Annotated in this window: 21 protein-coding genes; 10 read left to right on the top strand and 11 right to left on the bottom strand. The window is 66.3% G+C overall.

Features of this window, described 5'->3' with window-relative positions; genetic code table 11:
• Positions 1-338 precede the first annotated feature (338 nt).
• Together ACVOME_RS14670 and ACVOME_RS14665 are read left to right on the top strand one after the other, a co-directional pair.
• Positions 339-1904: a POT-type proton-dependent oligopeptide transporter gene (locus ACVOME_RS14670; RefSeq protein ID WP_053516906.1), complete on the top strand. Its 1566-nt coding sequence runs from the start codon at positions 339-341 to the stop codon at positions 1902-1904.
• 7 nt (positions 1905-1911) lie between these two features.
• Complete coding sequence (locus tag ACVOME_RS14665; protein WP_197600302.1) at positions 1912-2538, top strand: rhomboid family intramembrane serine protease; 627 nt, start codon at positions 1912-1914, stop codon at positions 2536-2538.
• Between the two features lie 55 nt (positions 2539-2593).
• Here ACVOME_RS14665 and ACVOME_RS14660 read toward each other — a convergent pair whose 3' ends face one another.
• A complete protein-coding gene (locus tag ACVOME_RS14660) occupies positions 2594-2755 on the bottom strand; it encodes a hypothetical protein (RefSeq protein ID WP_164972342.1) in 162 nt (53 codons plus the stop codon).
• A gap of 209 nt (positions 2756-2964) precedes the next feature.
• On the opposite strand from ACVOME_RS14660, the gene ACVOME_RS14655 reads away from it, so the two are divergent.
• Genes ACVOME_RS14655 through cfa form a run of 3 tightly spaced genes read left to right on the top strand, consistent with a single transcriptional unit; the run spans position 2965 to position 5323 of the window.
• The gene (locus ACVOME_RS14655) at positions 2965-3267 is read left to right on the top strand and encodes a GNAT family N-acetyltransferase (protein ID WP_053516908.1); all 303 of its coding nucleotides are present in this window, start codon (positions 2965-2967) and stop codon (positions 3265-3267) included.
• A gap of 36 nt (positions 3268-3303) precedes the next feature.
• Complete coding sequence (locus ACVOME_RS14650; protein ID WP_065175544.1) at positions 3304-4188, top strand: DUF3298 and DUF4163 domain-containing protein; 885 nt, start codon at positions 3304-3306, stop codon at positions 4186-4188.
• Positions 4189-4207: 19 nt separating this feature from the next.
• Complete coding sequence (gene cfa, locus ACVOME_RS14645) at positions 4208-5323, top strand: cyclopropane fatty acyl phospholipid synthase (RefSeq protein ID WP_065175474.1); 1116 nt, start codon at positions 4208-4210, stop codon at positions 5321-5323.
• A gap of 111 nt (positions 5324-5434) precedes the next feature.
• Here the strand turns inward: cfa and ACVOME_RS14640 are convergent, their stop codons facing one another.
• Positions 5435-7603 (bottom strand): M3 family metallopeptidase, encoded by a 2169-nt coding sequence (locus ACVOME_RS14640; protein ID WP_053516910.1) that lies wholly within the window; start codon positions 7601-7603, stop codon positions 5435-5437.
• 118 nt (positions 7604-7721) lie between these two features.
• Here ACVOME_RS14640 and ACVOME_RS14635 point away from each other — a divergent pair, with 118 nt between their 5' ends.
• Positions 7722-8213, top strand: coding sequence for a glutathione peroxidase (locus ACVOME_RS14635; RefSeq protein WP_065181959.1), 492 nt, complete (start codon positions 7722-7724; stop codon positions 8211-8213).
• Between the two features lie 49 nt (positions 8214-8262).
• Here the strand turns inward: ACVOME_RS14635 and ACVOME_RS14630 are convergent, their stop codons facing one another.
• The 4 genes from ACVOME_RS14630 to ACVOME_RS14615 form a co-directional block, all read right to left on the bottom strand.
• Complete coding sequence (locus tag ACVOME_RS14630; RefSeq protein ID WP_053516913.1) at positions 8263-9042, bottom strand: ferredoxin--NADP reductase; 780 nt, start codon at positions 9040-9042, stop codon at positions 8263-8265.
• Positions 9043-9121: 79 nt separating this feature from the next.
• Entirely contained in the window at positions 9122-10972 is a 1851-nt protein-coding gene (locus ACVOME_RS14625) for an ABC transporter ATP-binding protein (RefSeq protein ID WP_128987936.1), read from the bottom strand.
• Between the two features lie 118 nt (positions 10973-11090).
• Positions 11091-11540 carry a carboxymuconolactone decarboxylase family protein gene (locus tag ACVOME_RS14620; RefSeq protein WP_053516915.1) on the bottom strand — a complete coding sequence of 150 codons (450 nt, stop codon included), beginning with the start codon at positions 11538-11540 and terminating at the stop codon, positions 11091-11093.
• A gap of 36 nt (positions 11541-11576) precedes the next feature.
• Entirely contained in the window at positions 11577-12473 is an 897-nt protein-coding gene (locus ACVOME_RS14615) for an RNA polymerase sigma-70 factor (protein WP_053516916.1), read from the bottom strand.
• 158 nt (positions 12474-12631) lie between these two features.
• Between ACVOME_RS14615 and ACVOME_RS14610 the strand changes: the two genes are divergently transcribed.
• The 3 genes from ACVOME_RS14610 (at position 12632) to ACVOME_RS14600 (ending at position 15292) form a co-directional block, all read left to right on the top strand.
• Positions 12632-14149: a fumarate hydratase gene (locus ACVOME_RS14610; RefSeq protein ID WP_065181962.1), complete on the top strand. Its 1518-nt coding sequence runs from the start codon at positions 12632-12634 to the stop codon at positions 14147-14149.
• 108 nt (positions 14150-14257) lie between these two features.
• Entirely contained in the window at positions 14258-14599 is a 342-nt protein-coding gene (locus ACVOME_RS14605; protein ID WP_053516936.1) for a hypothetical protein, read from the top strand.
• A 57-nt stretch (positions 14600-14656) separates the two neighbouring features.
• Positions 14657-15292 (top strand): glutathione S-transferase family protein, encoded by a 636-nt coding sequence (locus tag ACVOME_RS14600; RefSeq protein WP_065181963.1) that lies wholly within the window; start codon positions 14657-14659, stop codon positions 15290-15292.
• A gap of 66 nt (positions 15293-15358) precedes the next feature.
• Here the strand turns inward: ACVOME_RS14600 and arsC are convergent, their stop codons facing one another.
• The 3 genes from arsC to ACVOME_RS14585 all read right to left on the bottom strand — a co-directional run bounded on the left by arsC (position 15359) and on the right by ACVOME_RS14585 (position 17460).
• Positions 15359-15700 (bottom strand): arsenate reductase (glutaredoxin), encoded by a 342-nt coding sequence (gene arsC, locus ACVOME_RS14595; RefSeq protein WP_461287719.1) that lies wholly within the window; start codon positions 15698-15700, stop codon positions 15359-15361.
• Positions 15700-16854 (bottom strand): phospholipase A, encoded by a 1155-nt coding sequence (locus tag ACVOME_RS14590; RefSeq protein WP_053516921.1) that lies wholly within the window; start codon positions 16852-16854, stop codon positions 15700-15702. The genes arsC and ACVOME_RS14590 overlap by 1 nt, the downstream gene beginning before the upstream one ends.
• Positions 16855-16974: 120 nt before the next feature.
• Complete coding sequence (locus tag ACVOME_RS14585) at positions 16975-17460, bottom strand: DUF456 domain-containing protein (RefSeq protein ID WP_065181965.1); 486 nt, start codon at positions 17458-17460, stop codon at positions 16975-16977.
• A 236-nt stretch (positions 17461-17696) separates the two neighbouring features.
• Between ACVOME_RS14585 and ACVOME_RS14580 the strand changes: the two genes are divergently transcribed.
• Positions 17697-17906 (top strand): cold-shock protein, encoded by a 210-nt coding sequence (locus tag ACVOME_RS14580; RefSeq protein ID WP_053516923.1) that lies wholly within the window; start codon positions 17697-17699, stop codon positions 17904-17906.
• A 72-nt stretch (positions 17907-17978) separates the two neighbouring features.
• Here the strand turns inward: ACVOME_RS14580 and ACVOME_RS14575 are convergent, their stop codons facing one another.
• Together ACVOME_RS14575 and ACVOME_RS14570 are read right to left on the bottom strand one after the other, a co-directional pair.
• Positions 17979-18473: a glycine zipper 2TM domain-containing protein gene (locus ACVOME_RS14575; protein ID WP_481505218.1), complete on the bottom strand. Its 495-nt coding sequence runs from the start codon at positions 18471-18473 to the stop codon at positions 17979-17981.
• A gap of 136 nt (positions 18474-18609) precedes the next feature.
• Entirely contained in the window at positions 18610-19044 is a 435-nt protein-coding gene (locus ACVOME_RS14570) for a hypothetical protein (RefSeq protein WP_262218754.1), read from the bottom strand.
• Positions 19045-19119: the final 75 nt, after the last annotated feature.

Genomic DNA, 19119 nt, shown 5'->3' with positions numbered 1-19119 from the left:
TGCCTCCCCCGCCCCGCCGCCCCGCCGGGGTTGTCCCGGCCCCCCCCGGGGCCGGGGGGGGCGGGGGGGGCCGTGTGGGGGGGGGCCGGGGGCGGGGGCCCGCGCCGGCGCCGGCAATGCAAGCAGCAACAGGCAGCAGCCGAGCAGGGGGCGGACGAGGACGAGGGCGCGCATAACGATAAGTTTACGCTTTTGTCGTGCAGGTGCCGTGACTTCCGGCAGGGCACCGGTACCGCCTGCCATGGATCGGCGGCGCTGTCATGCAGCCCCGCAGCGTGCTTCCAGCCCGCAGGTTCCGGTAACCTTGCGGCTTTCGCTTTGCAGGAATGCCTTACAGGATGAGCCACGACGCAGTCGCCCCCATCGCCGGCCAGGGAAAGATGCCGCGCCAGATCCCGTACATCATCGGCAATGAGGCCTGCGAACGGTTCAGCTTCTACGGGATGCGCAACATCCTGGTGCAGTTCCTGATCACCTCGCTTCTGCTGCAGGAAATCACTGCGGAAGGCCGTGCCGGTGAAGCCAAGGACATCATGCACAGCTTCATGATCGGCGTGTACTTCTTCCCGCTGCTGGGCGGCTGGCTGGCCGACAGGTTCTTCGGCAAGTACCACACGATCCTCTGGTTCAGCCTGGTCTACTGCGCCGGCCACCTGTGCCTGGCGCTGTTCGAGAACAGCCGCCAGGGCTTCTTCCTCGGCCTGGGTCTGATCGCGCTGGGTGCCGGTGGCATCAAGCCGCTGGTGGCCTCGTTCATGGGTGACCAGTTCGACCAGAGCAACAAGCACCTGGCCAAGCTGGTGTTCGATGCCTTCTACTGGATCATCAACTTCGGCTCGCTGTTTGCGTCGCTGCTGATTCCGCTGGTGCTGAAGAACTGGGGCCCGCAGTGGGCGTTCGGCATTCCGGGCATCCTGATGTTCGTGGCGACCTTCGTGTTCTGGCTTGGCCGCAAGCGCTACGTACTGGTGCCGCTGCCGCCGAAGGACCCGCATTCGTTCGCCAACGTGGCGCGCACCGCGCTGACCGCGCGGGTGGCGGGCCAGGGCCGTCCGGGCCTGGCGATCGCCGTGGCCGGCCTGGTGCTGGCGGTGGCATCGTTCGGTCTGGTCGGCTCGTTGGGCATCGTGATCTGCCTGTGCCTTGCGCTGGTGGCGATTCTGGCCGGTGTCGGTGGCGGCACCTGGCTGCAGCTGGACCGCGCCCGCGCGCACCATCCGGCCGAAGCCGTGGAGGGCGTGCGTTCGGTGCTGCGCGTGCTGGTGATCTTCGCGTTGACCACGCCGTTCTTCTCGCTGTTCGACCAGAAGGCCTCGACCTGGGTGCTGCAGGGACAGCAGATGCAGATGCCGAGCTGGTTCACCGCCTCGCAGATGCAGGCGCTGAACCCGCTGCTGGTGATGATCCTCATCCCGTTCAACAACCTGGTGCTGTACCCGGCCCTGCGCCGCTTCGGTTTCGAGCCGACCGCGCTGCGCCGGATGACCGCCGGCATCGCCTTCAGCGGCCTGGCCTGGATCGTCGTCGGCAGCATCCAGGTGGTGATGGATGGCGGCAATGCCATGTCGATCTTCTGGCAGATCCTGCCGTACGCGCTGCTGACCTTCGGTGAGGTCCTGGTGTCCGCGACCGGCCTGGAGTTCGCCTACAGCCAGGCGCCCCAGGCGATGAAGGGGGTGGTGATGAGCTTCTGGAACCTGACCACCACCATCGGCAACCTTTGGGTGCTGCTGTCCAACGCGGCCGTACGCAACGAAACGGTGACCCACCAGATCGCCGGCACCGGCTTGAGCGAGGCGGCCTTCCTGATGTTCTTCTTCGCCGGCTTCGCCTTCATCGCGGCGTTGGCCTTCGGTTGGTACGCGAAACGCTATCGTATGGTCGACAACTACCGCGCTGCCTGAGCCTGACATGACCCCCGTCAATCTGCTGTTGATCGCCATCACCGCCATCCTGTCATGGAGGGCGTTCAACCACCGCGCGCTGGCCGACCGCCTGATCCTGTGGCCACCGGCCATCGACCGCCATCGCCAGTACGACCGGCTGGTGACCTATGGATTCATCCACGCGGACTGGTCGCACCTGATCTTCAACATGATCACCCTGTTCTTCTTCGGGGGATTCATCGAGAGCGTGATGGCGCAGCTGACCGGCAGCTACCTGACCTATCCGGCGTTCTACATCGGCGCGCTGGTGGTCTCGATCCTGCCGAGCTACCTGAAGAACCAGAAGAATCCGAACTACCTCAGCCTGGGGGCTTCGGGTGCGGTGTCGGCGGTGCTGTTCGCCTTCATCCTGATCAAGCCGTGGTCGATCATCCTGGTGTTCTTCATCCCCGCACCGGCCATCGTGTATGCCGCGTTCTATGTCGGCTACAGCATCTGGATGGACAAGCGCGGTGGCGACCGCATCAACCACAGCGCGCACCTGGCCGGCGCGGCATTCGGCGTGATCTTCATGCTGGCCATGCAGCCGAGCATCTTCACCCACTTCCTGCGCGAACTGTCCAACCCGACCTTCCGCCTGGGCGGCGGTTGAGGGACTGGGGTCGGACCCGCCGGATCCGACCCCGGGGCAGGGCCCCCGCTCGTGGTCAGGCCCGGGTCTGCTGGCCGTAGGTGTCCAGCAGGCGGGCGAAGACTTCCTCGCCGATGCGCTGGAAGGCCTGCTCGTCGGTCTGGCCTTCCACGGCGAGCTGGAGCAGGCCCTCCAGCAGGGCGCGGTCGGTATCGGAATGGGAATCGCTGGGGTGCATCGGGGGCCTCCACGGCAGTCGCACGGTCTACGGTCGCAAGGGCCGTGCCAGCGTGGCCGGACCCCTCCGCAGGCGATAGCGGCCGCGGGCGCTCCAGCTTTAGGGTCGCAAACTGACGTGGAGGGCCTGGACTTGCCCCTGTTCAGGCTTCACGCGATCATGGCGCCCGGCTGCGCACCATCCACGCAGTCGCCGCAGGAGACAGTCCCATGGCTTCGGTCACGCCCCCCGGTCTGGCCTACGAGGTCGATCATGACCAGGCCAACCATCGCTTCACTGCCCGTGTGCGTGGACAGGTGGCGGTGCTCGATTACCAGATCAAGCGCAGACGCATGGTCATCACCCACACCGAGGTGCCCGAGCCGATCGCCGGCCGGGGCATCGCCGGCGAGTTGACCCGGGTGGCGCTGCGGTTCGCGCGGGAGCAGAAGTACAAGGTCGTGCCGGCGTGTGCCTACGCCGAGGCATTCCTGCAGCGGCATGAGGAGTATCACGACCTTCTGGCGGGATGACGCCAGCGGGCTACGCTTAAGCCAGGGCGGGCGATGATGGATGAACATGAACAGGGGATCCCGATGAAGATTGGAAACAACCGGCTGCTGCGCGGAAGCGTGCTGGCCGGTGTGGCAGGCGTGCTGTTGCTGGCGGGCTGCCAGCGTGAAGCCGAAACCCCGGCACCGGTGGCCGACGCGGCGCCGGCGGTCGATGCCTCCGCCACGGGCGAGGCGCCCGCTGCGGAAGCACCGCTCGACCTGCGCGACGTGATCGAGAACAACGAACGCGAGGTGGTGGGCATCAGCTATCCGGCAGGCATCGACCGTTATCCGGGCCTGGCGCGTGCGCTCCAGGACTACGCCACCACGGCCCGCAGCGAGCTGCAGCAGGCGCTCGATGGGCTGGGCAACGACAAGCCGACCATGCCCTACGAACTCTCGCTGAGCTTCGAGAAGGTGCTGGAGACGCCGCAGCTGGTGGTGGTGAGTGCCGATGGCAGCCGTTACACCGGCGGCGCCCACGGCGAACCCCTGGTGGCACGTTTCGTCTGGCTGCCGGAGCAACAGCAGATGCTCAGCGCCGACAAGCTGGTGACCGACAGCAAGGGCTGGAAGGCGATCAGCGATTTCGTCGCGGACCAGCTGCGCGAGCGCGTGGCGACACGCCTCAGCGGCGAGGACATGGAGCCGGCCGAGCTGCAGGAGTCGCTGCGCAATGCATCGCGCATGATCGCCGATGGCACCGGCCCGCAGCCCGACAATTTCAGCCAGTTCCAGCCGCTGACCGACGACAAGGGGCAGATCACCGCGCTGCGCTTTGTTTTCCCGCCCTACCAGGTGGGTCCATACTCGGATGGAACGCAGACCGCCGATGTGCCGGCGGCGGTGCTGTTGCCGCACGTGGCCAAGGATTACGTGGAGCTGTTCGCACGCGGTTGAGCGCAGACGAGGAGGGGGCGTGGATACAGGGTTGCAGGAGCGGGTCAGCGGCCTGCTCCACGAAGCCGGGGTCCGCATTGGCGGCTCCCGGCCACAGGACATCCAGGTACATGATCCGAGGTTCTTCGCACGGGTCATGGCGCACGGTTCGCTCGGCCTGGGCGAGAGCTACATGGATGGTTGGTGGGACGCCAACGTCCTGGACGAATTCCTGGTCCACCTCATGCAGGCGCATCTGGACGAACGGGTGCACGGCTGGCGGGAAGTGGCCGACGCGCTGAAGGCGCGCCTGTTCAACCTGCAGGCCGGGCAGGGAAGCTACGAAGTCGGCCGTCGCCACTACGATCTGGGCAACGATCTGTACCAGGCGATGCTGGGCCGGCGCCTGGTGTACAGCTGTGGCTACTGGCGGCAGGCCGATGATCTGGACGCCGCACAGGAAGCCAAGCTGGACCTGGTCTGCCGCAAGCTGGGATTGCGCCCGGGCCAGCGGGTGCTGGATATCGGCTGCGGTTGGGGTGAGGCCCTGAAGTTCGCTGCCGAACGCTATGGAGTCAGCGGGGTCGGTGTAACGATCTCGCAGGAGCAGGCGGAATTCGCGCGCGAGCTGTGCGCCGGTCTGCCGATCGAGATCCGCCTGCAGGACTACCGCGCGCTGGACGAACCCTTCGATGCGATCTTCTCGATCGGCATGTTCGAGCACGTCGGTGACAAGAACTACCGCAGTTTCTTCGAGGTGGCGCGGCGCTGCCTGTCGCCACGTGGCCTGCTGCTGCTGCACAGCATCGGGACCAACGTGTCGCGGCATCGTACCGATCCGTGGATCGCGCGCTACATCTTTCCCAACTCGATGCTGCCCTCGGCGGCGCAGATCAGCAGGGCGTTCGAGGGGCGGTTCGTGCTGGAGGACTGGCACAATTTCGGCACCGACTACGACCTGACCCTGCAGGCGTGGCGGCGCAACGTGGAAGCGGCGTGGCCCCGGCTGGATGCGCGCTATGACGAGCATTTCCGGCGGATGTGGCGCTTCTATCTGGCCGGTTCGATGGCGACCTTCCGTTGCCGGCACGCGCAGTTGTGGCAGCTGGTGCTGTCGCCGGAAGGTGTGCCGGGAGGCTATGTGGCGCCGCGATGAAGCCAGAGCGGGGTCAGATCCCTTTCGCAGAAAAGGGCTCTGACCCCAATCACAACGAAAGAACCGCCCGGTTTCCCGGGCGGTTCTGTTTTCAGCTCAGCGTACCGGCGATCAGTTGCCGGTGCCGGTCAGGCCACGCTTCTCCAGCAGCGGTTCGATCTGCGGCTCGTGGCCGGCGAAATCGCGGAACAGCTGCATCGCGTCGACGCTGCCGCCACGCGACAGCAAGGTGGCGCGGAAGTGGTCGCCGTTCTTGCGGCTCAGGCCACCGTTCTCGCGGAACCACTTCTGGGTGTTGGCGTCCAGCACTTCCGACCAGATGTAGGCGTAGTAGCCGGCCGAGTAGCCGCCCATGATGTGGCTGAAGTACGGGGTCTTGTAACGCGGCGGAACCGGTGCGTAGTAGATGCCGTCCTTCTCCAGCGCGGCGCGCTCGAAGGCCATCACGTCCTTGGCGGCCGGCACCTGGTCCGGGCCGATCTGGTGCCAGCGCTGGTCCAGCATGGCCGCACCCAGGTACTCGGTGGTGGCGAAGCCCTGGTTGAACTTGGCCGCGGCGATCACCTTGTCCAGCAGTGCCTGCGGCATCGCCGTGCCGTTCTGGTAGTGCTTGGCGTAGTTCTTCAGGATGGCGCTGTCATCGGCCCACATCTCGTTGACCTGCGAGGGGAACTCGACGAAGTCACGCGGCACCGAGGTGCCCGAGAAGTACGGGTACTTCACGTTCGAGAACATGCCGTGCAGGGCGTGGCCGAATTCGTGGAAGGTGGTCGTCACCTCATCCCAGGTCAGCAGGGTCGGCTGGCCGGCCGGCGGCTTGGGGATGTTGAGGTGGTTGGCCACCACCGGCTTGAAGCCGGTCAGCTTCGACTGCGAGACATACGAGTTCATCCATGCGCCGCCGCGCTTGGAGGCACGGGCGTACGGGTCGAACAGGAAAATCGCCAGCTGGCTGCCGTCGGCGTCGAACACGTCGTAGACGGTGACATCATCGTGATAGACCGGCAGGTCGGTGCGCTGCTTGAAGGTGAGGCCGAATTCCTGGTTGGCGGCGAAGAACACGCCGTTCTCCAGCACGTTCTTCAGTTCGAAGTACGGCTTCAGCTGCGACTCGTCGAAGTTGTACTTGGCCTGACGCACCTTCTCGCTGTAGAAGGCCCAGTCCCACGGCTCCAGCGCGAACGTCGGCTTGCCCGCGGCCTTCTGCTCCTGGTCGATCATTGCCTGCAGGTCGGCCGCTTCGCGCTTGGCGTTGGCCACTGCGGCCGGGGCCAGCTTGCCCAGCATCGCGTTGACCGCCTCAGGGGTCTTGGCGGTCTGGTTGGTCAGGTTGTACGCAGCGAAGTTGGCAAAACCCATCAGCTTGGCCTTGTCGGCACGCAGCTGCATGATGCGCGAGACGATGGCGGTGTTGTCGAACTCGCCACCGCGGCTGCCACGGCTGACCGATGCTTCGTAGATCTTCTGGCGCAGGGCGCGGTTGGCCAGGTTGGTCAGGGGCGGCTGGCCGGTGGTGTTGAGCAGGGTGATCACATACTTGCCATCCAGGCCACGGGCCTTGGCGGCTTCGGCGGCGGCGGCGATCTGCTCCCTGGACAGACCATCCAGTTCCTTCACGTCATCAACGGTGATCGCCGAAGCGTTCACTTCCGACTGCACGTTCTGGCTGAAGCGGGTACCGAGGTTGGCCAGCTCGGCGTTCATTTCCTTCAGCTTCGCCTTGTCCGCGTCAGACAGCTTGGCGCCGGCGCGCACGTAGTTGTCATAGTACTTCTCGACCAGGCGCACGCCTTCGGCGTCCAGACCCAGCTGCGTGCGGGTGTCATACAGCGCCTGGATGCGCGCGAACAGCTTGCTGTTCAGGGCGATCGCATCGCTGTGCGCGGCGAACCTGGCCGAGTAGTCGGCCTGCAGCTTCTTGCGGGTGTCGTTGGTGTCCGCGCCGACCAGGGCGAAGAACACGGTGGTCGCGCGGTCAAGGATGTCACCGCTCTTTTCCAGGGCGATGATGGTGTTGTCGAAGGTCGGCTTGGCCTTGTTGTTGGCGATGGCCTCGATTTCCTTCAGCTGCTGCGCCATGCCGGCGTCGAAGGCCGGAGCGAAGTCGCTGTCCTTGATCTTGTCGAACTGCGGATAGTGCAGTGCCAGCGGGCTTTCGGCGAAGAACGGGTTGGCCTGCTGTGCGGTGGTGCTGGCAGCCGGGGTGGCGGCGCCGGCGGAATAGGCGGGCAGGGCAAGGCCGAGGGTCATGGCCACGGCAAGGGCAAGGCGGGTGGTCAAGGCGGTACTCCGGTAAGGCAGACAAGTGCCCGAGGTTAACCCGGGGTAATGGGATCGGGCTTGTGTCGAAAGGCATGGGCGGGGATACCATCGGAAGCCCCCATTGCGGAGATCTGCCATGACCACTGCGTTCGATTTCGGTTTCACCGACCTGGACGGCCAGCCGCAGGCCCTGGAGCAGTACCGCGGCAAGGCGCTGCTGCTGGTCAACGTGGCCAGCAAGTGCGGTTTCACCCCGCAGTACGAGGGACTGGAGGCGCTGTGGCGCGAGTACGGCCCGAAGGGCCTGGTGGTGATCGGCTTCCCCTGCGACCAGTTCGGCCACCAGGAACCGGGCAATGCCGAGGAGATCCGCAGCTTCTGTGCGCTGACCTATGCAGTGGACTTCCCGCTGTCGGAGAAGATCCAGGTCAACGGCGACGGTGCACACCCGCTGTGGAAGTGGCTGAAGTCCGAGAAGACCGGCCTGCTGGGGCTGAGCGCGATCAAATGGAACTTCAGCAAGTTCCTGGTCGGACGCGACGGGCAGGTGCTGAAACGCTACGCTCCGACCGACAAGCCGGAAAGCCTTCGCGGGGACATCGAGAAAGCGTTGCAGTCCCGGCAGTAAGGGCTGCCGCTTCCCGCGGCAGCGCCGGACGCAGGCCCGGCGCTACGGGTTACTTCTCGACGAAGGCGCGCTCGAACACGTAGTGACCCGGCTGGCCGATGCGCGGGGAGACCTGGAAGCCACGGGCGTCGAGCACCGTGCGCAGGTCGGCCAGCATCTGCGGGCTGCCGCAGATCATCGCGCGGTCATTCTCCGGGCTCAGTTCCGGCAGGCCCAGGGTGCGCTGCATTTCCCCGCTTTCCATCAGCGAGGTCAGGCGCCCCTGGTTGGCGAACGGTTCGCGGGTGACGGCCGGGTAGTACAACAGCTTGTCGCCGATCATCTCGCCGAGGAACTCGTGCTCACGCAGGTCCTTCTCGAAATAGTCGCGGTACGCCAGGTCCTTCTCGTAGCGCACGCCGTGGCACAGGATCACCTTCTCGAAACGCTCGTAGGTCTCCGGGTCCTTGATGATCGACAGCCAGGGCGCCAGGCCGGTGCCCGTGCCCAGCAGGTACAGGTTCCTGCCGGGATGCAGATCGCTGATCAGCAGGGTGCCGGTGGGCTTCTTGCCTACCAGAACCTTGTCGCCGGGCTTGATGTGCTGCAGGCGCGAGGTCAGGGGGCCGTCCTGCACCTTGATGCTGAAGAACTCCAGCTGCTCTTCCCAGTTCGCGCTGGCGATGGAGTAGGCGCGCAGCAGCGGCCGGGCGTCGGTTTCCAGGCCGATCATCACGAACTGGCCGTTCTCGAAGCGGAAACCGCTGTCGCGGGTGAGGGTGAAGCTGAAGTAGGCATCGGTCCAGTGGCGGACCTCAAGCACCGTTTCGGCGCCGAAAGCGGAAGACATGGGCGTATCTGTTGGAAGTCGTCGGGGTAATTCTATCTCAAATGAGACAGGTTCTCATTAGGCGGAACGAGAGGCGTTCTCAGCGGTAGCCGGCGGCCTGCAGCTCGAACAGCTCGGCGTAGCGGCCGCCCTGGGCCATCAGCTGCTCGTGGGTGCCGCTGGCCTCGATCCGGCCATCGGCCAGCACCAGGATGCGGTCGGCCATGCGCACCGACGAGAAGCGATGGGAGATGAGTACAGCAGTGCGATTGTCCGCCAGTTCCCTGAACCGCTGGAATACCTCGAACTCGCTGCGCGCATCCAGCGCTGCGGTCGGCTCGTCCAGGATCATCACCTGCGCATTGCGCATCCACGCGCGGGCGATGGCGATCTTCTGCCACTGCCCGCCGGAGAGGTCCACGCCCTCCTTGAAGCGACGCCCGATCAGCTGGTCGTAGCCGCGTGGCAGCGACTCGATCACTTCCTGGGCCATGCCCCGGCGCGCGGCATCGGCAACCCGTTCCCGGTCCGCCATCGCCTCGACCTGGCCAACGCCGATGTTCTCCCCGGCGCTCAGGTTGTAGCGCACGAAGTCCTGGAAGATCACCCCGAGATTGGCGCGCAGGTCATCCAGGTCATAGTCGCGCAGGTCCCGGCCGTCGAGCAGGATGCGCCCCTCGTCGGGCTCGTACAGCCGTGCCAGCAGTTTGACCAGCGTGGTCTTGCCGGCACCGTTCTCGCCGACCAGTGCCAGCACTTCGCCGGCATGCAGCTGGAAATCGAGGTGGCGGACGGCCCATTGCTCGGCATCGGGATAGCGGAAGCCGACGTTCTCGAACACGAAGCCCTGGCGGATGGGCTGCGGCACGGCTGCGGCGCCCTCGCGCGAATGGATCTCCGGCTGGATCTGGAAAAACGAGAACAGATCGTCCAGGTACAGGGCCTGGCTGGCCACCTGCGAGAAGCCGATCAGCAGGCCCTCCAGCAGCTGGCGCAGGCGCAGGAAGCTGCCAGCGAGGAAGGTCAGGTCGCCGATCGAGAAATCGCCGCGCACCGTGCGCCAGGCGATGTAGGCGTAGGCGGTGTAATAACCCAGCGTGCCCAGCGCGGCCAGCAGGGTGCCCCACACGGCACGGCGCCGGGCCAGCGCGCGGTTGGCCTTGAACAGCGCTACCGACAGGCTCCTGTAACGCTCCACCAGGAAGCGGTGCAGGTTGTAGATCTTCACTTCCTTGGCCGTCTCCACGCTGGCGCCGAGCTGGCGCAGGTAGTCGAGCTGGCGGCGCTCGGGCGTCCATTGGAAATTCAGGCTGTAGCCGGCGGCGTTGAAGTGCGATTCGCCGATGAAGGCAGGCACCAGGGCCAGCGCCAGCAGCAGGATCAGCCACGGCGCGTAGACCAGCAGGCCCACCGCCAGGCTGACCACCGTGATGGCGTCCTGCACCTGGCCGAACAGCTGGCTCATCAGGTTCATCCGGCCCATCGTCTGGCGTCGTGCGCGGTCCAGCTTGTCCTGCAGGTCCGGATCCTCGAAGTCCTCCAGATCCAGCGTTGCGGCGTGCTCCATCAGCCGGATGCTGGTGGCGTTGGCGAACAGCTCCGACAGCAGGGCATCGGCGTAGGCCACCATCCGGCCCAGCAGGTCGGAGACGATGGCCAGGCCCAGCTCCAGGGCCAGCAACCCGAGCAGCGGATTGAGCAGGCCGCTGGCCAGGGCCTCGCCCAGCGGCGGAAAGCCGGCATCGTGCCGGCTCAGCTGCAGCGCGCTGTCGATGATCAGCTTGCCCACATACAGCATGGCGACCGGCAGCAGGGCACGGATCAGGCGCAGCCCCAGGCTGACCAGGGTCAGTGCGGGGCTGGTCTTCCACACCAGCCGCAGGAACGGTGGCACGTTGCGCATCGCATTGAAGCGCTGGCGCAGGCTGGGTTTCTTTTCGGCTGAAGGCATGTCGCCATTGTGCGCGCCGGAGCCGTGGCGAAGGCATGAATGCGACGCCCGCAGGGGGCGCGCGTCAGCGCGCCACCGGTGCGGAGCCGCGCTGCGCGAGGCCCCGCACTCTTGTGGATCAGGGCAGCGGCGGCAGCAGGCCGGCGCCGAGGCGGTTCCAGGCGTTGATCACCGCGATGCCCATGCTCAGGTCGCTGATGCCCTTCTCATCGAAGTGCGGTGCCAGCGCATCGAACGCTGCCTGCGATGGCGCGGCGTCGATGAGCCGGGTCAGGGCCTCGGCCCAGCCCAGCGCAGCGCGCTCACGCGCATCGAAGAAGCGGCTTTCGTGCCAGGCGGGCAGGGTGTCCAGCTTGCGCGGCTCGATGCCACTCTTGCGCAGCGCCGTCCCGTGCATGTCCATGCAGTAGCCGCAGCCGTTGAGCTGCGACACGCGCAGGAACACCAGTTCCATCAGGGTCGGATCGATCGAACTGTCATGCACTGCCTGGCTGGTATCGAGCAGGCCCTTGAAAGCCTTGGCGGCCAAGCGGGTATAGGGAACGCGGGGTGAGGCGGGGTTGGACATCGTGGGCTCCACGGCGGCCCCGATGGCCGCCTTCCCTTACCAGGACGCCGCCGCGTCTGCGTGCGTGACAACCGCGGGCAGTTTTTCCGGATTGAGCACGCTGTACAGGCGCGCGATGCGGCCATCGATCACCTCGATGGTGGTGACCGAATGCAGGCGATCGCCGTCGAAGCCCAGGATCGCCGGCTCGCCGTTGACGTAGCCCAGCCGGGCCGGGTGCGTGCCGCCACGGCGGGCAATGGCCCAGAACAGGCGGCCGATGCGTTCGGCACCCCGCAGCGGGCGCACCGCTGCGGTGACCACGCCGCCTCCATCGGAGACCATCAGCGCGTTGGCATGCAGCAGGGCCTGGATCGCCTCGCTGTCGCCACGCTGCGACGCATCCATGAAGCGTGCCAGCAACTGCCGGTGCTGGCCGGCGTCGGCATTGAAGCGCGGCCGGCCGGCCTGCAGCCGCTGCCGGGCCCGGTGCACCAGTTGCCGGCAGTTGGCCTCGCTGTGGCCGATCAGGTCGGCGATCTCGCGATAGTCGTGGTCGAACGCTTCCTTCAGCAGGAACGCGGCGCGCTCCTCCGGGCCGAGCTGTTCAAGCAGGGTCAGGAAGGCCACCGATACATCATCGGCCAGGGCATGCAACTGGGCCGGGCCGGGCGCCGGGTCGGGCTCCAGGGTGACCGCCATCGGTTCAGCCAGCCACGGGCCCACGTAATGCGCGCGCTCGCGCTTGGCCGCACGCAGACGGTCCAGTCCCAGGCGCGTGGTGGTGGTGACCAGCCATGCCTCGGCATCGCGGACGCTGGCCGGGTCGGCGCCGGACCAGCGCAGCCAGGCGTCCTGGACGACGTCCTCGGCGTCGGCGCGGCTGCCCAGCAGGCGGTAGGCGAGGGCCATCAGGCGCGGACGGTGGGTCTGGAAGGCGGTTTCGGCGTTCATGCGGGCAAGGACGCCGCAGCGGGCAGGGGCGTGACAAGGGCTTGGGGTCAGAACCCTTTCCCCGGGAAAGGGTTCTGACCCCATAGACTCTACCCGCAGCCGGGGAGGGGGTAAAATGGGCGGATTACCCCCGCCAGCCTCGAGCAAGCGAGCAAGCCGTGACATCGATCAAGCAGGAAGACCTCATCCAGTCCATCGCCGACGCGCTGCAGTACATCTCGTACTACCACCCGGTCGACTACATCAAGAATCTCGCCGCTGCCTACGAGCGCGAGGAGTCGCCGGCCGCGAAGGAGGCGATGGCCCAGATCCTGATCAATTCGCGGATGTGCGCCGAAGGCCATCGTCCGATCTGCCAGGACACCGGCATCGTCACCGTGTTCCTGGAAATCGGCATGGATGTGCGCTGGGACGACGCCACCATGGGCGTGGAAGACATGGCCAATGAAGGCGTGCGCCGCGCCTATCTGCATCCGGACAACAAGCTGCGTGCTTCGGTGCTGGCGGATCCGGCCGGCAAGCGCATCAACACGAAGGACAACACCCCGGGCGTGGTCAACGTCAAAGTCGTGCCGGGCAACAAGGTGGATGTGATCGTGGCCGCAAAGGGTGGCGGCTCGGAAGCCAAGACCAAGTTCGCCATGCTCAATCCGTCCGACTCCATCGTCGACTGGGTGCTCAAGACCGTGCCGACGATGGGGGCCGGCTGGTGCCCGCCGGGCATGCTGGGCATCGGCATCGGCGGCACTGCGGAGAAGGCCATGCTGCTGGCCAAGGAAGCGCTGATGGAGCCGATCGACATCACCGAGCTGCAGGCCCGTGGAGCGTCCAACCGGATCGAAGAGCTGCGCCTGGAGCTGTACGAGAAGGTCAATGCGCTGGGCATCGGCGCGCAGGGCCTGGGTGGCCTGACCACGGTGCTGGACATCAAGATCAACGATTACCCGACCCACGCGGCCAACCTGCCGGTGGCGATGATCCCGAACTGCGCCGCGACCCGCCACGCGCACTTCACCCTGGATGGCAGCGGTCCGGTGATGCTGGATCCGCCGTCGCTGGAGGACTGGCCGAAGCTGACCTACGACGCCTCCAAGGGCACCCGGGTGGACCTGGATACGATCACCCCGGAGGAGGTGGCCAGCTGGAAGCCGGGCCAGACGCTTCTGCTCAACGGCAAGCTGCTGACCGGCCGCGACGCCGCGCACAAGCGCATGGTTGACATGCTCAACAAGGGCGAGGAACTGCCGGTCGATCTGAAGGGACGCTTCATCTACTACGTCGGCCCGGTCGATCCGGTGCGAGATGAAGTGGTCGGTCCGGCCGGGCCGACCACGGCAACGCGCATGGACAAGTTCACCCGCCAGGTGCTGGAACAGACCGGTCTGCTGGGCATGGTCGGCAAGGCCGAGCGCGGCCCGGCTGCGATCGAGGCGATCCGTGACAACAAGTCGGCGTACCTGATGGCGGTCGGTGGCTCGGCCTACCTGGTGTCCAAGGCGATCAAGGCGGCCAAGGTGGTCGGGTTCGCCGATCTCGGCATGGAAGCGATCTACGAGTTCACCGTGCAGGACATGCCGGTGACGGTGGCGGTCGACTCCACCGGTGAATCGGTGCACAAGACCGGCCCGCGCGAATGGCAGGCCCGCATCGGCAAGATTCCGGTGGTGGTGGAGTAAGCGCGGCACACGCTTGGTGGCAAACGGCGCCTGTTGGCGCCGTTTGTCGTTTAACCAGCCGGCACGGAACATCTGCTAGTTTCCATGCGACTCGAACCGGGAACGTTCATGCCGCTGTTACGGAACTTCGCGCTTGCCGGGCTGTTCGCACTGGCCGGCTGCAGCAGCACCTCCTCCTCGTATGAAGGAGCGGATTTCAGCGCATCGGCGCAATGCCGCATGCAGTGCCAGGCCAGCCATCGCAGCTGCATGGCGCAGGCGGACAGCCTGGGCAGTCGGCAGAGCAGCTGCGAACAGCAGATGGCTCCGGCTGCCGACAAGCGCTGCAAGGACATCGCCAATGCCGATCTGCGCCGCTCCTGCGAACTGAAGGCGCATGACTGCACGCTGCGGCAGCCGATGATGAGCTGCGGCGAACGTCGCGACACCTGCATGAGCAGCTGCGGTTGAGCAGTGGCCGCCGGGCGGGCGCATAATCGCTGGCTCCACCCGCAACGGATCCCGCGCATGAGCACCACCCTGTATGGTTCGTCGAGTACCGCTTCGCTGGTCGTGCACTGGCTGCTGATCGAACTGGGCATCGAGCACGAACTGGTGCTGCTGGATTTCGACAGGCGCGAGCACAAGGCGGCGGACTACCTGGCGTTGAATCCGGCCGGGAGGGTGCCGACCCTGAGGATCGATGGCCTGCTGTTGACCGAGGCAGCGGCCATCGCGCTGTACCTGGCCGACCGCCATCCCGAAGCGGGGTTGCTGCCGGCCGTGGGCACGCCCGCGCGGGGCGAGGCCTATCGCTGGATGTTCTGGTGCGCCAACACCCTGCAGCCTGCCTATCGTGCATGGTTCTATCCGCACGAAGCGGCGGGCGAGGCCTGCGTGGAGGCAACGCGTGCGATGGCCCGGCAGCAGCTGGAGGCGGCCTGGCAGCATGTGGCGGCGCACCTGCAGGCGCACGGGCCTTACCTGCTGGGCGACGCGCCCAGCGTGGTCGATTTCATGCTGGTGATGCTGATGCGCTGGTCGCGCAACATGCCCCGGCCCACTGACACCTGGCCGGTGCTGAAGGCGCACGCAACCGCGCTGAAGGCGCGCCCCGCCTTCGCGGAAGTCTATCGACGCGAAGGCATCAGCGACTGGCGGTGATCGCCAGCGTTGAGCCGAGCGCGTGCCGCCGGGCATGGCCCGGCGCTGCCGGGTGGTGCGTCCGGGCTACAGGATCTCCAGCACCGTTTCCGGCGGGCGGCACAGGCGCGTGCCCTTGGCCGTGCGCACCACGGGCCGGTTGATCAGGCGCGGGTGCGTCGCCATCGCCGCCAGCAGGGTCGCCTCATCGGCCCCGGCCAGCGCCAGACCGGCAAACTCCGGTTCCTTGCTGCGCACCAGGTCGGCGGCGGCCAGCCCGGATTCGGCAAGCAGCCGGCGCAGGGTCGCCACGTCGGGCGGTGCCTGCAGGTACTCGATCACCTCCGGCTCGATGCCGGCGTCGCGGATGAGCTTCAGTGCGCCGCGCGAATTGCTGCACGCCGGGTTGTGCCAGATCGTCACGCCCATCAGAACCATTCCAGCAGCGACACGCCCACGCCCACGTAGGTGGCCTTGTGGTTGTAGTCGATCAGGCTTTCGCCGTATCCGTCGAAGACCTGGATGTGGCCGCGCAGCAGGTTGCTGATCGGGAAACCGTAGTCGAGCTGCAGGGCGCCATGCGAACGGTCGCCGGTACGCAGCGAATGGCGCGCCATCAGGGACACTTCGTGGCCATTGCGGTTCCAGATCAGGGTCGCGTCGCCGCGGCCCATGTAATCCTCGATGTCCGGGTTGTTGTCATCGCTGCGCGTTTCGGGAATGCGATACCAGGGCCGCAGCACCAGCGCCCAGTTCTCGCGGTCCAGCCCGACGTTGAGCATCACCCGGTTCCAGCTGCGCGAAAGGGGATCGGCACGGCCGTTGGACTGATGGTTGAGGCTGATGCCGGTCATGCGTCCGCGCCAGCCACCAATCGAGTAGCCGTTGCGGAACACCATCATCACTTCCGGCTCGTAATTGGTCTCGCGGAACGGGCGCGAATTCTCGGCGTTGTAGGCCTGCCAGCGCGAGCTCTGGGTATAGCCGGCCCAGATGTCGCCGTTGTCGCCGAACAGGTTCTCGGCGATCTTGGTCTTGAAGCTGATCTGGAACTTCAGCTCAGCACTGTCCAGCGCCTGCGGCTCGGTCACGCTGTTGGCCGGATTCGGCGACTGCGGCATCTGGTTCTTGTCGCTGGTCCAGAACGCCGGCAGCAGGTACACCGGCTTGTAGGCCCGCAGCTGGAACGGCCCCAGCTTGGAGTCTTCCGCCAGTTCCCAGCGGCTGTCCAGCAGGGAACCGCGGCCTGCATTGGCCAGGGCGCTGTCGTCGGGGGCGGGGCGCAGCACATCGCCGACCCGCGCCCGCAGGTTCTCTTCGCCCTGGCTCAGGCGGGCGGCGCGACGCTGTTCGCGCAGCGCCTGCGCGGCCTGCTGCGCGGCGGCATCGGCCTCGGCGGTGGCCGGTGCGGTACGGCCGAACAGGCGGTCGTAGCACGACAGTCGGGCGGCGTCGGTTTCAATGGCCGCGCAACCGGCCGGCGTGGTGGTCGTGGCAGGCGCGATTTCCTGCGCGGCCAACGGCGCGCTGGCCAGGGCAAGCGCCAACGGCGCCAGACGGGGGAGCAACGGCGGGAGGGTCATTGCAGCAGGCCCTTCGGGATGACTACGGGAAGACGCACAGTGTGGCGGCTGCCCGCAGCAACGGCCAGCCCCATGGAGTTATGCCCGGCGCAGGTGTGCGCGTGGCGTGAAGATCGTGCGTTACAGGAACCAGGCGAACGCGAACAGGCCCAGCATCGCGATGACCATCGCCAGTTTCAGCGCCAGGCCCAGCAGGATGCCCAGCCAGGTGGCGAGGCCAACCTTGGTCGAGCGGCCCAGCTCGCGCGTGTGCCAGTACTCGCCCAGCAGAGCGCCGACCAGCGGGCCGGCGAACAGGCCGATGGGCATGAAGAACAGACCGGCGATGCTGCCGATGAAGGTGCCCCACAGCGCCTTGCGGCTGGCCCCGACACGCTGGGCCCCGACCACCGTGGCCAGCACATCGGCCAGCAGTGAAAGCAGGGTCAGCACGCCCAGTACCAGCAGGGTCGGCCAGCCGACATGGGTGAAGCCGTCGGCCCACGCCGCCAGCAGCAGGCCGACGAACACCAGCGGAACGCCGGGAAGTGCCGGCAGGACGATGCCGGCAATACCAACGAGGACAAAAATGACCGCTAGCAGATACAAGATGAATGAGAGGCCCATGCTGTCCCGTATGGTTGTCTTTTTGGGGTTGACAGTGAAAGATTTTGCCAGTTGCTTTTTCGTTTTGGCCGGGTTAAGTTGCAGTCGCTGAGCTTGGCAAGGTCACCGTGGATCGTGGCCTGATGAAGCAAGATCTTCCCGATCCGCTGCATCGATGCACCTCGCTTCCCCCTTGCTTGTCAGCCGCCCACAAGGCGTTTCCAACAACAAGAGAGAGTCATCAGGGAGTTAGTGAGATGTCCGAACGCGAGAACGGTACTGTCAAGTGGTTCAACGATGCAAAGGGCTTTGGCTTCATCAGCCGTGAAAACGGCGAAGACGTGTTCGTGCACTTCCGCGCCATCCAGACCCAGGGCTTCAAGAGCCTGAAGGAAGGCCAGAAGGTCACCTTCACCGTCGTGCAGGGCCAGAAGGGCCTGCAGGCCGACGCCGTGCAGCCGATCTGAGCGGTCTGCAGCCGTCACATGAAAAAGGCCCGCGCAAGCGGGCCTTTTTCTTTGTCCGGGGCCGGCAGCGGATCAGCGCAGGATCACCCGGCCGTTGACCACGCGAACGTAGGTGTTTTCGCGGATGCCGCCCAGATCACGCTGGTTGACGACGATGGTGCGTCCGTCATCCATGCGCACGCTGATGTCATACGTATCGCTGGTCACGTTCTTCTGGATCTGGTTGCCGGCCAGCGCGCCACCCACGGCACCCGCCGCTGCGGCGATGTTCTTGTTGCCGCGGCTGCCGCCGGTGTGGTCGGAGATCTCATGGCCGGCAACCGCACCCACGATGCCGCCGAGGATCGCGCCGGTCGCGCTGGGCGCAGTGCGGCCGGACTGCACGGTGTTGATGCGGGTGACGATGCCGCAGTCGGCGCAACGGCCCTGGTTGTAGCCGGAGTTGTTGCCGTAGCCGCCGTTGTTGTACCCATTGTTGTAGCCGCCGCCGCCGTAACCCGGCGAGGTGGCGCAGCCGGCCAGGGCGAGGGTGGCGATGACACTGGCGGCGATGAGCTGGATCTTCATGGGGCGTCTCCTGGCCGTGAAGGCGGATGTGTTGGGTGGTACTGCGTCATGCAGCAGGGTGCGCGAATCGTCTCCTTTCCAACGTGAACAAGACGCCAATCAACGCCGCCATGACCGGCTGCGGGATGAACGCTGTTCAACGGAAATCCTGATGGCAGGCGCGGCAGTCCGCCTGCAGCGTCTGCACCACCTGGGCCAGCGCGGTGCAGTCTGCCGGTGGCGTCGCCAGGGCGGCATTGAGGCCGGCGCGGTACTGGCTGGCATGCTGCTGGAACTGCGCGCTGTCCTTCAGGCCGGGGAAGGCCAGGTCCAGGTCGTTGGAGAGCAGGCGCAGCGTCTGCAGGCGCGGCACGCTGTCGGCCAGGCTGCAGCGGTTCTGCTGTTGAGCCTGCAGCAGCAGCTGGGATTGCCGCTGCATCACCTGCATCAGGCTGTCCGGGAAGGGGTCACGGCGGGCCTGCAGTGCGCGGCCGACCATCACCGTGGCGATCAGGCCGATCAACAGACCCAGCGCGAGCACGAACAGGTAGCGATAGGCGGAAGACGGCGGGCGAGGGGGGCTGGCGTTCATGGCGGGCTCTCCGGGTGTGCAACGGTAGGTTCGACCCGGCGTGCTGTGGACGCCGGCCGCTGCACGTTAAAATAG

The organism is Stenotrophomonas sp. STEN008 (assembly GCF_056760435.1).
This window is presented reverse-complemented; position numbering and strand designations above follow the sequence as displayed.

Coding starts and splice junctions, on each gene's coding strand:
- ACVOME_RS14670 (WP_053516906.1), top strand. CDS start 339: ATGAGCCACGACGCAGTCGCCCCCATCGCCGGCCAGGGAAAGATGCCG.
- ACVOME_RS14665 (WP_197600302.1), top strand. CDS start 1,912: ATGACCCCCGTCAATCTGCTGTTGATCGCCATCACCGCCATCCTGTCA.
- ACVOME_RS14660 (WP_164972342.1), bottom strand. CDS start 2,755: ATGCACCCCAGCGATTCCCATTCCGATACCGACCGCGCCCTGCTGGAG.
- ACVOME_RS14655 (WP_053516908.1), top strand. CDS start 2,965: ATGGCTTCGGTCACGCCCCCCGGTCTGGCCTACGAGGTCGATCATGAC.
- ACVOME_RS14650 (WP_065175544.1), top strand. CDS start 3,304: ATGGATGAACATGAACAGGGGATCCCGATGAAGATTGGAAACAACCGG.
- ACVOME_RS14635 (WP_065181959.1), top strand. CDS start 7,722: ATGACCACTGCGTTCGATTTCGGTTTCACCGACCTGGACGGCCAGCCG.
- ACVOME_RS14630 (WP_053516913.1), bottom strand. CDS start 9,042: ATGTCTTCCGCTTTCGGCGCCGAAACGGTGCTTGAGGTCCGCCACTGG.
- ACVOME_RS14625 (WP_128987936.1), bottom strand. CDS start 10,972: ATGCCTTCAGCCGAAAAGAAACCCAGCCTGCGCCAGCGCTTCAATGCG.
- ACVOME_RS14620 (WP_053516915.1), bottom strand. CDS start 11,540: ATGTCCAACCCCGCCTCACCCCGCGTTCCCTATACCCGCTTGGCCGCC.
- ACVOME_RS14615 (WP_053516916.1), bottom strand. CDS start 12,473: ATGAACGCCGAAACCGCCTTCCAGACCCACCGTCCGCGCCTGATGGCC.
- ACVOME_RS14605 (WP_053516936.1), top strand. CDS start 14,258: ATGCCGCTGTTACGGAACTTCGCGCTTGCCGGGCTGTTCGCACTGGCC.
- ACVOME_RS14600 (WP_065181963.1), top strand. CDS start 14,657: ATGAGCACCACCCTGTATGGTTCGTCGAGTACCGCTTCGCTGGTCGTG.
- arsC (WP_461287719.1), bottom strand. CDS start 15,700: ATGGGCGTGACGATCTGGCACAACCCGGCGTGCAGCAATTCGCGCGGC.
- ACVOME_RS14590 (WP_053516921.1), bottom strand. CDS start 16,854: ATGACCCTCCCGCCGTTGCTCCCCCGTCTGGCGCCGTTGGCGCTTGCC.
- ACVOME_RS14585 (WP_065181965.1), bottom strand. CDS start 17,460: ATGGGCCTCTCATTCATCTTGTATCTGCTAGCGGTCATTTTTGTCCTC.
- ACVOME_RS14580 (WP_053516923.1), top strand. CDS start 17,697: ATGTCCGAACGCGAGAACGGTACTGTCAAGTGGTTCAACGATGCAAAG.
- ACVOME_RS14575 (WP_481505218.1), bottom strand. CDS start 18,473: ATGAAGATCCAGCTCATCGCCGCCAGTGTCATCGCCACCCTCGCCCTG.
- ACVOME_RS14570 (WP_262218754.1), bottom strand. CDS start 19,044: ATGAACGCCAGCCCCCCTCGCCCGCCGTCTTCCGCCTATCGCTACCTG.